The sequence below is a fragment of the Janthinobacterium breve genome (assembly GCF_051380895.1).
Lineage (GTDB): Bacteria > Pseudomonadota > Gammaproteobacteria > Burkholderiales > Burkholderiaceae_D > Janthinobacterium.
On sequence record NZ_JBNYXY010000014.1, the window covers coordinates 50,544 to 64,311 of the forward strand.

At 62.4% G+C, this 13,768-nt stretch carries 12 protein-coding genes; 11 read left to right on the top strand and 1 reads right to left on the bottom strand.

Annotated features, from left to right (window positions below; translation table 11 throughout):
• Window positions 1–20 precede the first annotated feature (20 nt).
• Entirely contained in the window at window positions 21–1,151 is a 1,131-nt protein-coding gene (locus tag ACQ4W0_RS26015) for a S41 family peptidase (protein ID WP_436579385.1), read from the bottom strand.
• 336 nt (window positions 1,152–1,487) lie between these two features.
• Here ACQ4W0_RS26015 and leuC point away from each other — a divergent pair, with 336 nt between their 5' ends.
• From leuC to accD, 11 genes are all read left to right on the top strand, one after another.
• Entirely contained in the window at window positions 1,488–2,891 is a 1,404-nt protein-coding gene (gene leuC, locus ACQ4W0_RS26020; protein ID WP_436579386.1) for a 3-isopropylmalate dehydratase large subunit, read from the top strand.
• A gap of 108 nt (window positions 2,892–2,999) precedes the next feature.
• Window positions 3,000–3,122: an entericidin A/B family lipoprotein gene (locus ACQ4W0_RS26025; RefSeq protein WP_436579387.1), complete on the top strand. Its 123-nt coding sequence runs from the start codon at window positions 3,000–3,002 to the stop codon at window positions 3,120–3,122.
• 51 nt (window positions 3,123–3,173) lie between these two features.
• The gene (leuD, locus tag ACQ4W0_RS26030; RefSeq protein ID WP_436579388.1) at window positions 3,174–3,821 is read left to right on the top strand and encodes a 3-isopropylmalate dehydratase small subunit; all 648 of its coding nucleotides are present in this window, start codon (window positions 3,174–3,176) and stop codon (window positions 3,819–3,821) included.
• 11 nt (window positions 3,822–3,832) lie between these two features.
• Window positions 3,833–4,903, top strand: coding sequence for a 3-isopropylmalate dehydrogenase (gene leuB, locus ACQ4W0_RS26035; RefSeq protein ID WP_436579389.1), 1,071 nt, complete (start codon window positions 3,833–3,835; stop codon window positions 4,901–4,903).
• Window positions 4,904–4,948: 45 nt separating this feature from the next.
• Window positions 4,949–6,076, top strand: coding sequence for an aspartate-semialdehyde dehydrogenase (gene asd, locus ACQ4W0_RS26040; RefSeq protein WP_436579390.1), 1,128 nt, complete (start codon window positions 4,949–4,951; stop codon window positions 6,074–6,076).
• Between the two features lie 244 nt (window positions 6,077–6,320).
• Window positions 6,321–8,816 carry a motility hub landmark protein FimV gene (locus ACQ4W0_RS26045; protein WP_436579391.1) on the top strand — a complete coding sequence of 832 codons (2,496 nt, stop codon included), beginning with the start codon at window positions 6,321–6,323 and terminating at the stop codon, window positions 8,814–8,816.
• Window positions 8,817–8,989: 173 nt separating this feature from the next.
• Window positions 8,990–9,793, top strand: a complete 804-nt coding sequence (gene truA / locus ACQ4W0_RS26050) for a tRNA pseudouridine(38-40) synthase TruA (protein ID WP_046685795.1) — start codon at window positions 8,990–8,992, stop codon at window positions 9,791–9,793.
• 34 nt (window positions 9,794–9,827) lie between these two features.
• Window positions 9,828–10,511, top strand: coding sequence for a phosphoribosylanthranilate isomerase (locus ACQ4W0_RS26055; RefSeq protein WP_436579392.1), 684 nt, complete (start codon window positions 9,828–9,830; stop codon window positions 10,509–10,511).
• A complete protein-coding gene (trpB, locus tag ACQ4W0_RS26060; protein ID WP_436579506.1) occupies window positions 10,504–11,766 on the top strand; it encodes a tryptophan synthase subunit beta in 1,263 nt (420 codons plus the stop codon). The genes ACQ4W0_RS26055 and trpB overlap by 8 nt, the downstream gene beginning before the upstream one ends.
• Before the next feature lie 134 nt (window positions 11,767–11,900).
• The gene (gene trpA / locus ACQ4W0_RS26065) at window positions 11,901–12,698 is read left to right on the top strand and encodes a tryptophan synthase subunit alpha (protein WP_436579393.1); all 798 of its coding nucleotides are present in this window, start codon (window positions 11,901–11,903) and stop codon (window positions 12,696–12,698) included.
• 196 nt (window positions 12,699–12,894) lie between these two features.
• Complete coding sequence (accD, locus tag ACQ4W0_RS26070; protein WP_010400390.1) at window positions 12,895–13,767, top strand: acetyl-CoA carboxylase, carboxyltransferase subunit beta; 873 nt, start codon at window positions 12,895–12,897, stop codon at window positions 13,765–13,767.
• Window position 13,768: the final 1 nt, after the last annotated feature.

The following is a 13,768-nucleotide window of genomic DNA, read 5'->3' on the forward strand; positions in this document are numbered from 1 at the left end:
TTTTTATGGTGCTAGCGGCGTCAAATGTGATCCGGGCGTAGACTGCCGCCTTCCAGCCAGCGCTGCACGCGCACGATTTCCTGGGCGCGCTCCGCCTCGTCCTTCGGCGGAGGTAGGTAGATGTCGGGCATGATGCCATCTAGGTCGACCTGTAGCTGTGGCAAACGGGCCGAGCGCGAGGTGGCGTATTGCAGCTGGCGCACGCCGGAAGGCAGGGTGTGCAGGCGCAGGTTGGAATAGTCGAGCGCGCCTTCGCTGTTGCGGCCGATCAATTTGACGTGAAAACTTTGCCGCGCCGCCAGCAGGAATTCTTCGCAGGAGCTGGCGCAATCGCGGTCCACCAGCACGGCCACGCGCGCGGGCCGGCGCGGCTGCGGCGTGCTCACGCGGGTATAGCTGATGAGTTCGCCACTTTCCTGTGATACGTATTCACCCGGCTTGACCGTGCGCATCTGTGCCACGGCCTGGGCCGCGAAAGCCGCGCATGCCTCGTCGCCGGGCGAGAGCAGCGGGCAGACTTTTTCCTGGCCTTCGATATTGGCCGGCGTGGACAGCCATTCGGCGCCCAGGCTGACCATCTCGTCCGAGCTGATCCATTGCAGCAGCGGCGCATACGTGCTGTCGCTGCCACCGCCGTTGCGGCGCACGTCGAGGATCCAGTTGGGACGCGCCGCCAGTGCCGCGCGGTGCGTGTCGAGCAGGGCGGCCACGGCGGCGCGGTAGCGGTCGTGGAAGCTGGGCAGGGTCAGGAGCACAGTCGAGTCTGACAAGATCTGCAGCGCCGGCTCCTTCGACGGGGAAGGCTGGCCCGCTATGCTCGGCTTGGCCGGCGCAGGCTTGGCGATGTCTTGCGTGCTGCCCGGCTTCACGTACAAATGGCCTTTGCGCCACATGCCCAGATAGTTTCCCAGGATCGCGTTGCAAGCCTTGTCATCGGCCGCGCGGGCCGCCGCCGTGGTGGCCGTGGCCAGCGCCAGGTCGAAATAGGCCTGGCCCTTTTGCGCCAGGTGGGCGCGTGCGCCCGTATCGTTTTCCAGCAGGAAGGGCGCAATGGCGCGCAAGTCCTGTACGCAGGTTTCTCGTGGCGCGGCGGCGACCGCGTGCGTGTTGGCCAGGGTCAGGGCGGCCAGCGCCCATAAGTGCAGTTTCATTCAGGTCCCCATCGGTTGTAAGCGCGTGCGCGCGCGCGCCGGTCATTATTGTCGAAATACAATACACGAAAGGTTGAGGAAAAAATATCAATTTCTGATCGCGCCGTGACTCGTTCGGCAACCCGCCTGCGGATGGGGCCGGCATGCCGCCAATGTGCCGATATCGGCAATTTCCAGCTCATATCTAACAATGTGGCCAAACTTTGTATCGCCAATCCCACGCTTTTACCTGTTTCGGTTCTGTATTGCGCAATATATGGCATAATCCCTGTGGATCACCGTATGACTTGGTATCACTTGATCACTTAAACAGGCTGTGGCAACGCTGCATAAATCATGATGAAGACGCTTTACGACAAACTCTGGGAATCCCACGTTGTTCGGGCCGAAGATGATGGCACGACAATTTTGTATATCGACCGGCACCTGCTGCACGAAGTCACCAGCCCGCAAGCCTTCGATGGCCTCAGCGTGGCGGGCCGCCAGCCGTGGCGCATTTCCGCCAACCTGGCCGTGGCCGACCATAACGTGCCCACTACCAGCCGCGTCGACGGCATCGCCGACCCCGTTTCGCGCCTGCAGGTGGAAACGCTGGACAAAAACGCCAAGCATTACGGTTTGACCTACTTCAACATGAACGACAAGCGCCAGGGTATCGTGCATGTGATCGGCCCTGAACAGGGTGCGACCTTGCCCGGCATGACGGTCGTGTGCGGCGACTCGCACACCTCCACGCACGGCGCCTTCGGCGCGCTGGCGCACGGCATCGGCACGTCGGAAGTGGAGCACGTGCTGGCCACGCAGACCTTGCTGCAAAAGAAATCCAAATCCATGCTGGTGCAGGTCGACGGCGGCTTGCCTGCCGGCGTGACGGCGAAAGATATCGTGCTGGCCATCATCGGCAAGATCGGCACGGCCGGCGGCACGGGCTACTGTATCGAGTTCGGCGGCTCGGCCATTCGCGCCCTGTCGATGGAAGGTCGCATGACGGTGTGCAACATGGCCATCGAGGCGGGCGCGCGTGCCGGCATCATCGGCGTGGACGACACCACCATCAATTACGTCAAGGGCCGCCCGTTTTCGCCGGCAGGTCCGCACTGGGAACGCGCCGTGGCCTACTGGCGCACCCTGCATTCGGACCCGGGCGCCCGCTTCGACCTGGTCGTCACCCTCAATGCTGGCGACATCGTGCCGCAAGTGACCTGGGGCACGTCGCCCGAGATGGTGATCGGCATCGATGGCCGCGTGCCGGATCCTGACCAGGAAAAAGACAGCGTCAAGCGCGATGCGATGGAAAAGGCGCTGGTCTACATGGCCCTGAAACCCAATACTGCCATCGAAGACATCCGCATCGACAAGGTCTTCATCGGTTCCTGCACCAATTCGCGCATCGAAGATTTACGTGCGGCGGCTGCCGTGGTGCGCGGCAAGTACCGCGCCTCGAACGTCACCCTGGCACTGGTGGTGCCAGGTTCCGGGCTTGTGAAAGACCAGGCCGAGCGCGAAGGCCTGGACCGCATCTTCAAGGATGCCGGTTTCGAGTGGCGCGAGCCGGGCTGCTCCATGTGCCTGGCCATGAATGCCGACCGTTTGGAGCCGGGCGAACGCTGCGCCTCGACCTCGAACCGCAACTTCGAAGGCCGGCAAGGGCAGGGCGGCCGTACCCACCTGGTGTCGCCCGCGATGGCGGCAGCGGCGGGCATCGCCGGCCACTTTGTCGACGTGCGGGGCTTGCGATGAATTAAGGGGGCTGCGTGGCAACGCAGCTAAATTCTGGGGTCTGACCCCAGCTTTCAGTTGCTGGTTTACACTAACGTCATCCATTCCCCTGAAATAAACGAAATCATCATGAAAAAACTCATCGCCCTCCTCATCGCCACCGTCATCCTGTCTGGCTGCAACACCGTCTCGGGCATTGGCCGCGATGTGCAGAAAGTCGGCCAGGTCGTCACTGGCGCCGGCGGAAAATAAACCGCGACGTGCCGGCGCCCTGCGTCGCCCGTCCTACCGAGTAGAAACAGCATGGATAAATTTACGATTTACGAAGGCCTGGTGGCGCCGCTGGACCGCGCCAACGTCGACACCGACGCGATTATCCCGAAGCAATTCCTGAAATCGATCCACCGCAGCGGTTTCGGCCCCAACCTGTTCGACGAATGGCGTTATCTGGACCATGGCGAACCGGGCCAGGACAACAGCCGCCGTCCGCTGAACCCCAATTTCGTGCTGAACGAGCCGCGCTACCAGGGCGCCTCGATCTTGCTGACGCGCAAGAACTTCGGCTGCGGCTCCTCGCGCGAACACGCGCCGTGGGCGCTGGATCAGTATGGTTTCCGCGCCATCATCGCGCCCTCGTTTGCCGACATCTTCTTCAATAACTGCTACAAGAACGGCTTGCTGCCCATCGTGTTGTCGGAAAGCCAGGTCGAGCACCTGTTCAATGAAGTCAAGGCCTTCCCCGGCTACAAGCTGGTGGTCGACCTGGAACAGCAATGCGTGCGCACCAGCAATGGTAGCGTCTCGTATCCGTTCGAAATCGACGCCTTCCGCAAATATTGCCTGATGAATGGCCTCGACGATATCGGTCTGACCCTGCGTCACGCCGACGATATTCGCGCCTTCGAAGAACGCCATCTCGCCACTCAACCCTGGCTCGCCAACGTCATCTGATCGATAAAAACATGAAAATTGCAATCTTACCCGGCGACGGCATCGGTCCTGAAATCGTCGCGCAAGCCGTCAAGGTCTTGAATGTGCTGGGCGAATCGTTCGAGCTGGAAAGCGCGCCCGTGGGCGGCGCCGGCTATGCGGCCCATGGTCATCCCTTGCCGGAAGGCACGCTGGCGCTGGCCAAGGCGGCCGATGCCGTGCTGTTCGGCGCCGTCGGCGACTACAAGTACGACAACCTTGAGCGCCAGTTCCGTCCCGAGCAGGCTATTTTGGGCTTGCGCAAGAACCTGGGCCTGTTCGCCAACCTGCGTCCGGCCATTTTGTACCCGGAACTGGCGGGCGCCTCGACCCTGAAACCGGAAGTGGTGTCCGGCCTGGATATCCTGATCATCCGTGAATTGACGGGTGACATCTATTTCGGCCAGCCTCGCGGCGTGCGCGAGTGCCCGGACGGTCCGTTCAAGGGGCAGCGCGAAGGTTTTGACACCATGCGCTATGCGGAAGGCGAAATCCGCCGCATCGCCCATGTGGCCTTCCAGGCGGCGCAAAAGCGCGACAAGCGTTTGACCAGCGTGGACAAGGCGAACGTGCTGGAAACGTTCCAGTTCTGGAAAGACATCGTCATCGACGTGCACAAGGAATACCCGGATGTTGCGCTCGATCATATGTATGTCGATAACGCGGCCATGCAGCTGGTGCGGGCACCGAAGAAATTCGACGTCATGGTGACCGGCAACATGTTCGGCGACATCTTGTCGGACGCGGCCGCCATGCTGACGGGCTCGATCGGCATGCTGCCGTCCGCTTCGCTGGACGCCAACAACAAGGGCTTGTACGAGCCGTCGCACGGCTCGGCGCCCGATATCGCGGGCAAGGGCATCGCCAATCCGTTGGCGACGATTTTGTCGGCGGCCATGATGCTGCGCTATTCGCTGAACCGCGAAGAGCAGGCAGCTCGCATCGAAGGTGCCGTGAAGAAAGTGTTGGCGCAGGGCTTGCGCACGGCCGACATCCATGAAGCGGGCACCACCTTGGTGGGTACCGAGGCGATGGGCGATGCAGTTGTAAAAGCACTGGGATAAAATAGTCTAATGACGGCAGTCGCCGTCTCATCTTGAGGAATGGTAATGAAATTAGTTGGCTTGGTAGGTTGGCGCGGTATGGTCGGTTCGGTCCTGATGCAGCGCATGCAGGAAGAGGGCGATTTCGCCCACATCGAACCGGTGTTTTTCACCACCTCGAACACGGGCGGCGCGGCGCCGGCCATGGCGAAGAATGAAACCATCCTCAAGGATGCCAACAACATCGCCGAACTGTCCAAGTGCGACATCATCATTTCCTGCCAGGGCGGCGACTATACGAGCGCCGTTTTCCCGCAGCTGCGCGCAGCGGGCTGGAATGGCTACTGGATTGATGCGGCCTCGACCTTGCGCATGGAAAAAGACGCCGTCATCGTGCTCGACCCCGTCAACCTGCACGTCATCAAGGATGCGCTGGGCAAGGGCGTGAAGAACTACATCGGCGGCAATTGCACCGTGTCCTGCATGATGATGGGCCTGGGCGGCCTGTTCCAGCACGACCTGATCGACTGGATGACGTCGATGACTTACCAGGCGGCATCGGGCGGCGGCGCGCAGCACATGCGCGAACTGCTGACGCAATTTGGCACCATCAACGGCTCCGTCAAGGCGCTGCTGGAAAACCCGGCCTCGGCGATCCTGGAAATCGACCGCCAGGTGCTGGCCACCCAGCACGGCTACTCGCCGGACGAGATCAAGCAGTTCGGCGCGCCGCTGGCCGGCAACCTGATTCCGTGGATCGACAAGGACCTGGGCAACGGCCAGTCGAAGGAAGAATGGAAAGCTGGCGCGGAAACCAACAAGATCCTGGGCCGCGGCGTGGACTTTGGCACCAAGGAAATCCCTGTCGACGGCCTGTGCGTGCGCATCGGCGCCATGCGCTGCCACTCGCAGGCATTGACCATCAAGCTGAAGAAAGACGTGCCGCTCGATGAAATCAACGATATCATCGCCAGCAATAATCAATGGGTGAAATTCGTGCCGAACACGCGCGAAGCGTCCGTGCGCGACCTGTCGCCGGCCGCCGTCACGGGCAGCCTGACGATACCCGTGGGCCGCGTGCGCAAGATGAGCATGGGTGGCGAATACCTGTCCGCCTTCACCGTGGGCGATCAGTTGCTGTGGGGTGCGGCCGAGCCGCTGCGCCGCATGCTGCGCATTTTGCTGGACGCGTAATGGCAATTAATTGCTGATCAAGATCAAGCCGGGGGTGTTTTCCCGGCTTTTTTTTCGCCCCGAGCCCGTCAAGGCTCAACCATGCGGAGCTTGCATAGCTCTGGGCATGATGATATGTTGATACCTCTGGAAAAGTAACAGTTTTCCCATGTCAACTAAGATGCCGCCAACTATGCCTGTACATACTCGTCCCCGGGTCGCCTCCCTTGCCATTAAAACACTCAGCAGCGCTGTCGCCTGTGCGGTGTTATTGTCACCGGCGGCATCCGCAGCCGAGCTGGGCAAGATCACGGTGCTGTCCGCCGCCGGCCAGCCGCTGCGCGCCGAGGTCGAATTATCGGCCGTCAAGCCGGGCGAGGCAGCTGGCCTGCTGGCCAAGCTGGCGCCGCCGGATGCCTACCGCCAGGCCAACGTGGAATTCAATCCCGCCCTGAACGCGCTGACGTTTGCCGTGGAAAGCCGCAACGGCAAGTCCTTCATCCGCATCAGTTCGGCGCAACCGGTGGCCGAACCCATGGTGGATTTGCTGCTGGAACTGAGCAGCAAGAGCGGGCGCCAGGTGCGCGAATATGCGTTCGTGCTCGACACGCCCGAGGCGCGCCAGACGCGCGGCGCGCAAGTGACGGCCCCGGCCGAACCGGGCCGGGCCGGGCGCAATGTGGAGCCGACGGCGACGCAGGAGTCACGCAAGAAGCCGGCTGGAGAATACAAGGTCAAGGCGGGCGACACCCTGAGCCGCATCGCCAGCGAACTGAAACCATCGGGCGTCTCGCTCGACATGATGCTCGTCGCCCTGTACCGCGCCAATCCCGACGCCTTCAAGGGCGAGAACATGAACCGCATGCAGGCCGGGCGCATCCTGGCCTTGCCAGGTGCGGACGCCGTGCGCGCCACCGACGCGGCCGAAGCGAAGGGTGTCGTGACGGCGCACGCCATCGATTTCGAAGCCTACCGCAACAAGCTGGCGGGCCAGGTATCGCAAAGCAAGCCGACCAAGGCCGCGCAAGCGACGCAAAGCACGACCGGCAAGATCGGGCTTACCCGCGTGCAGGAAAAACCGACGGCCGTGAGCGAGTCGCAAGACAAGCTAAAACTGTCGAAGGCGGAGCCGGCGGCCAAGTCGGCCGGCAAGAGCGCCGTCGCCAGCGAAGAAGACAAGATCGCCAAGGCCAAACAGGTCGATGAAGCGGCCGCGCGCGTCAAAGAGCTGGAAAAGAACGTCAGCGACCTGGAAAAGTTGATGGCGGTGAAGAGCAAGGCCATGGCCGACAAGAGCGCTCCCGCGCCCGCCAAGCCGGCCGAGGCCGTTGCCAGCGCATTGGCCAGCGTTCCGGCCAGTGCAGCGGCCAGCGCCGTCGTCAGCGCGCCGGTCGAAGCCCAGCCGCCAGTGCCTAAAGCGAAACCGGTGCCGCTGGTGAAAAAACCGTCGCCGCTGGAACCGACCTTCGCCGACAAGATCAGCGACCACCTGGGTGCCATCGGCATCGGCCTGGCCGCGTTGCTGGCGGCCGTGGCGGCGCTGGTGATCGCGCGCCGCCGCAAGGAAGCGCCGCCGCCCGCCGAAGATATCGCCCCAGTGTTCGAGCCGGAAGCGCCCGTGGCACCGCCGGCCGGCCTGGCGCCGGAAGACCAGCAGTCCGAAGCGAGCAACCACCTGTTTGGCACGGGCGCCGCCGCTGCCGGCGTGGCCGCCGCAGCGGGTGCCAGCATGCTTGAAGGCAATGAAACAGACGCTGTCGCCGAAGCGGACGTGTATATCGCCTACGGCCGCGATGGCCAGGCGGAAGATATCCTCAAGGAAGCCTTGCGTATCCACCCCGAGCGCCATGCTGCCCGCTTGAAGTTGCTGGAAATCTATTCGGCCCGCAACGATGTGCGCGCGTTTGAAGACCAGGCCAGCGAGCTCTACAGCCTGACGCGGGGCCAGGGCGAAGAGTGGCCGCAAGCGGCAGCGCTGGGCCTGGCACTCGACCCCACCAACCCCCTGTATGGCGATACGGAAGACGACGCCGTTGTCAGCCTCAGCAAGAGTGTTGGCGACGACTTGCATGGCCAGAGCATGGACTTGCCTGACGAGCCGTCAGCACCGCTGGCCGATCTGGCGCCGGCAGAGCCGGTTTCCTCCGTGAGCGCCCGCGATGCGCGCGATCCTCTCGATTTTGACCTCGACAGCCTCGATTTCGAGCCCGTCTCCACCAGCGATCCGATCGTCATGCCGGGGCCGGACAGCAAGCCGCAGTCCCCCGCGCACGATGCGCACTATGACGCCAGCATGGATTTCGGCCTCGACCTGGAACCGCCAGCCGGCCCCGTGAATGGCGTGGGCGCCGGTTTGACGCCGTTGCCTGATCCATTGAAGGATGTGGACCTGGCCCATTTCGACCTCGACGCGCCCGTGGCGCCAGCTGCCGCGCCGGTGGCGGCGGCCGAGCCTTCCCTCGACAGCCTGTTTGACGACGCGCAAACGTCGGCCACCTTGCCGGAAGCCATACCGCCGGCACAGGAATTCGACCTGTCCGGCATCGACCTGGACCTCAACGATGGCAAGACGGCCAGCGTGGGCGTGGACGACCCGCTGTCGGCCATCCACATGGAAATGGATACCAAGCTGGACTTGGCGATCGCTTACCAGGAAATCGGTGACAAGGAAGGCGCGCGCGAGCTGATCGATGAAGTCATCAAGGGCGGTAGCGCCGAACAGGTCGCGAAGGCGAATACCATGAGAGCTCTGCTGAGCTAAGCACCTGATACGACGTCCATGGCTGCGTTGCACGGTCTCGCCGTACTATTCGTACTGTCTTCGACCGCGCGCCTTGCCCTGAACGCCGTCTCAGGCGCTTGTGTGGCCGGAAGGCGGGGCCGCCTTTGCGCCGGTATAATGCTTCGATGCAAAATATTACGACAGCAACGCCATTGAAGCGTATCGTCCTCGGCCTGCAGTATGACGGCACGGCCTGGCATGGGTACCAGAAACAGGAAGATGGGCAGACGGTGCAGGACCAGCTGGAAAACGCGCTGGAGCAGTTTGCCCGCGTGCGCCTGGCCACCACCTGCGCCGGCCGCACGGATACGGGCGTGCATGCGCTCGAGCAAGTGGTGCACTTCGATACGGAATTGAACCGCGACGTGCACTCGTGGGTGCGCGGCGTCAACGCCTTCCTGCCGAAATCCATCGCCGTGCGCTGGGCCCGGGAACTCGAAGGCGACCCCACCGTCAACGATTTCTTCCACGCCCGCTTCAGCGCCCGCGCGCGCACCTATCATTATGTGTTGTACAACAACGCCACCCGTTCGCCGCTGGTGGAAGGGCGCGCAGGCTTCTTTTTCCGCCCGCTGGACGTGGAACTGATGCGCCAGGCCGTGCAGCCGCTCTTGGGCTGGCACGATTTCACGGCCTTCCGCGCCGCGCAATGCCAGGCCAAGTCGCCCGTCAAGCTGATGCATGACATCCGCATCGAGCGGCGCGGCGATTGCGTCATCTTCACCATTACAGCGAATGCCTTTTTGCACCACATGGTGCGCAACCTGGTCGGTTCGCTCGTGTATATCGGCACGGGGCGCGAAAAGCCGGACTGGCTGGGGCACTTGCTTGAAAGCAAAGACCGCCATGCTGCTGCGCCTACCTTCATGCCGGACGGCCTGTACCTGGCGCAGATCGATTACGACCCGAAATGGGAATTGCCGCAAGACAGCAGCAGCGCCTTGCCCTGGTTCTGACGCTTCGCATCAAGCAATAACATCAAGGAAAAGCATGCCTCGCACACGCATCAAGATCTGCGGCCTGACCCGCATTGAAGACATTCAGGCGGTCGTGGCGGCGGGCGCCGACGCCATCGGCTTCGTGTTTTATCCGAAAAGCCCCCGTTACGTGACGCCACAGCAGGTGGCCAGCCTGATCGCCGCCGTGCCGCCCTACGTGACGACGGTGGGCTTGTTCGTCAACGCCACGGTGGAAGACGTACTGGCCACAAAGGCCGTGGCGCCCTTGTCGCTGCTGCAATTTCATGGCGACGAGACTCCCGAACACAGCGCCGCGCTGGCTGGCGCCGTCAATACGCCGTTTACGCAAGTGTTCCGCGTCAAACCCGACACCCGCTTCGAAGATTTGCTAGAATACGAACAGCGCTATCGCGCCGCCAGTCCCTTGTTCTCCAGCCTCTTGCTCGATACCTATGTGGATGCCTACGGCGGTGCAGGAAAGGTATTTGATTGGTCCCTCATTCCAGAAGAACTCGCGCCTCGGGTCGTTTTAAGTGGTGGCTTGAGCGTACAAAACGCGACTGACGCAGTGGTGCGCGTGCGCCCTTACGCCGTCGACATCAGCAGTGGTGTCGAAGCGTCCAAGGGCATCAAGGACGCATCCAGAGTCCGCGCGTTCATCGCCGCGGTGCAGGATGCCGATGCCATCATTGCCAGAGGAAACCACCATGAATGACCACACGAATGACCACAGCGCCGCGCCCGGCGCCGCCGCCGCATTGTTCCACGCCACCGATTATCCTTTTCCCGACCTGCGCGGCCATTTCGGCCCGTATGGCGGCGCGTTTGTTGCTGAAACGCTCACGCACGCGCTGGCCGAGCTGAAAGACGCCTACGCGCGCTACAGCGTTGACCCGGAGTTCCTGGAAGAATTCCGTTACGAGCTGAAACATTTCGTCGGCCGTCCGTCGCCCATCTACCACGCCAAGCGCTGGTCCCAGATGGCGGGCGGCGCGCAAATCTATTTCAAGCGTGAAGACTTGAACCACACGGGCGCGCACAAGATCAATAACGTGATCGGCCAGGCCCTGCTGGCCAAGCGCATGGGCAAGCCGCGCATCATCGCCGAGACGGGCGCCGGCCAGCATGGCGTGGCCACGGCCACCATCTGCGCCCGCTTCGGCCTCGAATGCGTGGTCTACATGGGGAGCGAAGACGTCAAGCGCCAGGCGCAGAACGTGTACCGCATGAAATTGCTGGGCGCGACCGTGGTGCCCGTCGAATCCGGCTCCAAGACCCTCAAGGATGCGCTGAACGAAGCCATGCGCGACTGGGTCACCAACATCGAAAACACCTTTTATATCATCGGCACCGTGGCCGGACCCCATCCTTACCCGATGATGGTGCGCGACTTCCAGTCCGTGATCGGCGAGGAATGCCTGGTGCAGATGCCGGAAATGACGGGCCGTCAGCCCGATTACGTGGTGGCCTGCATCGGCGGCGGCTCGAACGCCATGGGCATCTTCTACCCGTATATCGACCAGAAAGATGTCAAGCTGATCGGCGTGGAAGCGGCCGGCGAAGGGCTGGACACGGGCAAGCACTCGGCTTCGCTGACGGCGGGCTTCCCTGGCGTGCTGCACGGCAACCGCACCTATCTGCTGCAGGATGAGAATGGCCAGATCATCGAGACGCATTCCGTCTCGGCCGGCCTGGACTACCCGGGCGTGGGCCCGGAACATGCCTGGTTGAAAGATTCCGGACGCGCGCAATACGTGTCGATCACGGACGACGAGGCATTGCAGGCCTTCCACGACTGCTGCCATATCGAAGGCATCATCCCGGCCCTGGAATCGTCGCACGCGCTGGCCTACGCGGCCAAGCTGGCGGCCACCTTGCCGAAAGACCAGATCGTGCTGGCCAACCTGTCGGGCCGTGGCGACAAGGACATGCATACCGTGGCGGAACGCATGGGATTGAATTTCAACTAGCAGCGTGTCAATGGGGTCAGACCCGCCGGGGGAGTGCGCGCCAGTGGTGCGCATTCCGATCCCGCAGGGACTGACCCCAGCCTTTGCTTTTGGGTTGAAATTATTCCACCTGTCCATCATTAAGAAAGATCACCATGTCCCGTATCGCCACCACCTTTGCCAATTTAAAATCGAACAACAAGACCGGCCTGGTCACCTTCATCACCGCCGGCGACCCCGGCCCCGACGTCACCGTGCCGCTTATGCACGCGCTCGTCGATGGCGGCGCCGATATACTGGAGCTGGGCGTGCCGTTTTCCGACCCCATGGCCGAAGGCCCCGTCATCCAGCGCGCCTGCGAACGTGCCTTGAAATTCAACGTCGGCATCCACGATGTGTTCGGCTATGTGCGCCAGTTCCGCGAAACAAACCAGACGACGCCCGTGGTACTGATGGGTTACGCCAATCCCATCGAGCGTATCGGCAGCGCCGCGTTTATCGATGCAGCGCAAGCGGCCGGCGCCGATGGCGCCATCGTCGTCGACTATCCGCCGGAAGAGTGCGAGCAATTTGCCGCCGCCATGCGCGCTGCCGGCCTCGACCTGATCTTCCTGCTGGCGCCTACTTCGACGGAAGAGCGCATCGCGCAAGTGGCCAAGGTTGGCGGTGGCTTCAGCTATTATGTGTCGCTCAAGGGTGTCACGGGTGCAGGCAACATTGATACGGAACAGGTGGCGGAACGCCTCGCGGCCATTCGCCAGCATGTAAAATTACCTATCGGCGTGGGCTTCGGCATCCGCGATGGCGCTACGGCCAAGGCTGTGGCCAAGGTGGCCGATGCCGTCGTGATCGGCAGCCGCATCATCCAGGAGATTGAAAATGCGCCGCCAGGGGGCGCCGTCGACGCCGTGCGCAGCTTTACGGCGGGCATCCGCGCCGCACTGGACGCCTGAGTAAGCTTGCCGTTTACGCATTTGCGTTGATGGCAAAGTTCGACAGCCCGGCGATAAACGGCTACACTTCGGCCACTGAATGCCTGTCATTGTGCAATAGATAAAATTTTTTGGTGGCGCCCTGCGGGGCGTCGCCGTTTACCGTCTGCCGGGGGCGTCCACTGACGCTACCCCTACAAGGGCCCAAGGAGAAAATATGAGTTGGTTGGAAAAACTGCTGCCACCGCGCATACAGCGTTCTGATGCTGCCGCGCGCAAGACCATGCCGGAAGGCCTGTGGGTCAAGTGTCCATCGTGCGAAGCCGTGCTGTACCGTACGGACCTGGAATCGAATTTGCACGTGTGTCCGAAATGCGACCATCACATGCGCATCCGCGCGCGTGAACGCCTCGACAGCCTGCTCGACGCGGGCGGCCGCTATGAAATCGGCCAGGAAATCCTGCCCGTCGACACCCTGAAGTTCAAGGATAGCAAGAAATACCCGGACCGCCTGAAGTCCGCCATGGAAGCGACGGGCGAGACGGATGCGATGGTCGTCATGGGTGGCGCCATCATGAGCCTGCCAGTGGTCGTGGCGTGCTTCGAATTCGAATTCATGGGCGGCTCCATGGGCTCCGTCGTGGGCGAGCGCTTCGTGCGCGGCGCGCAAATCGCGCTGGAACAGAAAGTGCCGTTCATTTGCATCACCGCCACCGGTGGCGCGCGCATGCAGGAAGGCTTGCTGTCCCTGATGCAGATGGCGAAAACCACGGCCATGTTGACCAAGCTGTCCGAAAAGAAATTGCCATTCATCAGCGTGCTGACCGACCCCACCATGGGCGGCGTGTCCGCCTCGTTCGCCTTCATGGGCGACGTCGTCATTGCCGAGCCGAAAGCGCTGATCGGCTTTGCCGGCCCACGCGTGATTGAAAACACCGTGCGCGAAAAACTGCCGGAAGGCTTCCAGCGCGCCGAGTTCCTCGTCACCAAGGGCGCCGTCGACATGATCGTCGACCGCCGCAAGATGCGCGAAGAAATCGCCCGTCTGCTGGCCTTGTTGCAAAACCAGGCCGTCGAAGTCCTGGCTTAAC

Bases quoted from the DNA above. Each gene is read 5' to 3' on its own strand.
- accD (WP_010400390.1), top strand. From the start codon at position 12,895: ATGAGTTGGTTGGAAAAACTGCTGCCACCGCGCATACAGCGTTCTGAT.
- asd (WP_436579390.1), top strand. From the start codon at position 4,949: ATGAAATTAGTTGGCTTGGTAGGTTGGCGCGGTATGGTCGGTTCGGTC.
- trpB (WP_436579506.1), top strand. From the start codon at position 10,504: ATGAATGACCACACGAATGACCACAGCGCCGCGCCCGGCGCCGCCGCC.
- leuB (WP_436579389.1), top strand. From the start codon at position 3,833: ATGAAAATTGCAATCTTACCCGGCGACGGCATCGGTCCTGAAATCGTC.
- ACQ4W0_RS26055 (WP_436579392.1), top strand. From the start codon at position 9,828: ATGCCTCGCACACGCATCAAGATCTGCGGCCTGACCCGCATTGAAGAC.
- trpA (WP_436579393.1), top strand. From the start codon at position 11,901: ATGTCCCGTATCGCCACCACCTTTGCCAATTTAAAATCGAACAACAAG.
- leuC (WP_436579386.1), top strand. From the start codon at position 1,488: ATGATGAAGACGCTTTACGACAAACTCTGGGAATCCCACGTTGTTCGG.
- leuD (WP_436579388.1), top strand. From the start codon at position 3,174: ATGGATAAATTTACGATTTACGAAGGCCTGGTGGCGCCGCTGGACCGC.
- ACQ4W0_RS26025 (WP_436579387.1), top strand. From the start codon at position 3,000: ATGAAAAAACTCATCGCCCTCCTCATCGCCACCGTCATCCTGTCTGGC.
- ACQ4W0_RS26015 (WP_436579385.1), bottom strand. From the start codon at position 1,151: ATGAAACTGCACTTATGGGCGCTGGCCGCCCTGACCCTGGCCAACACG.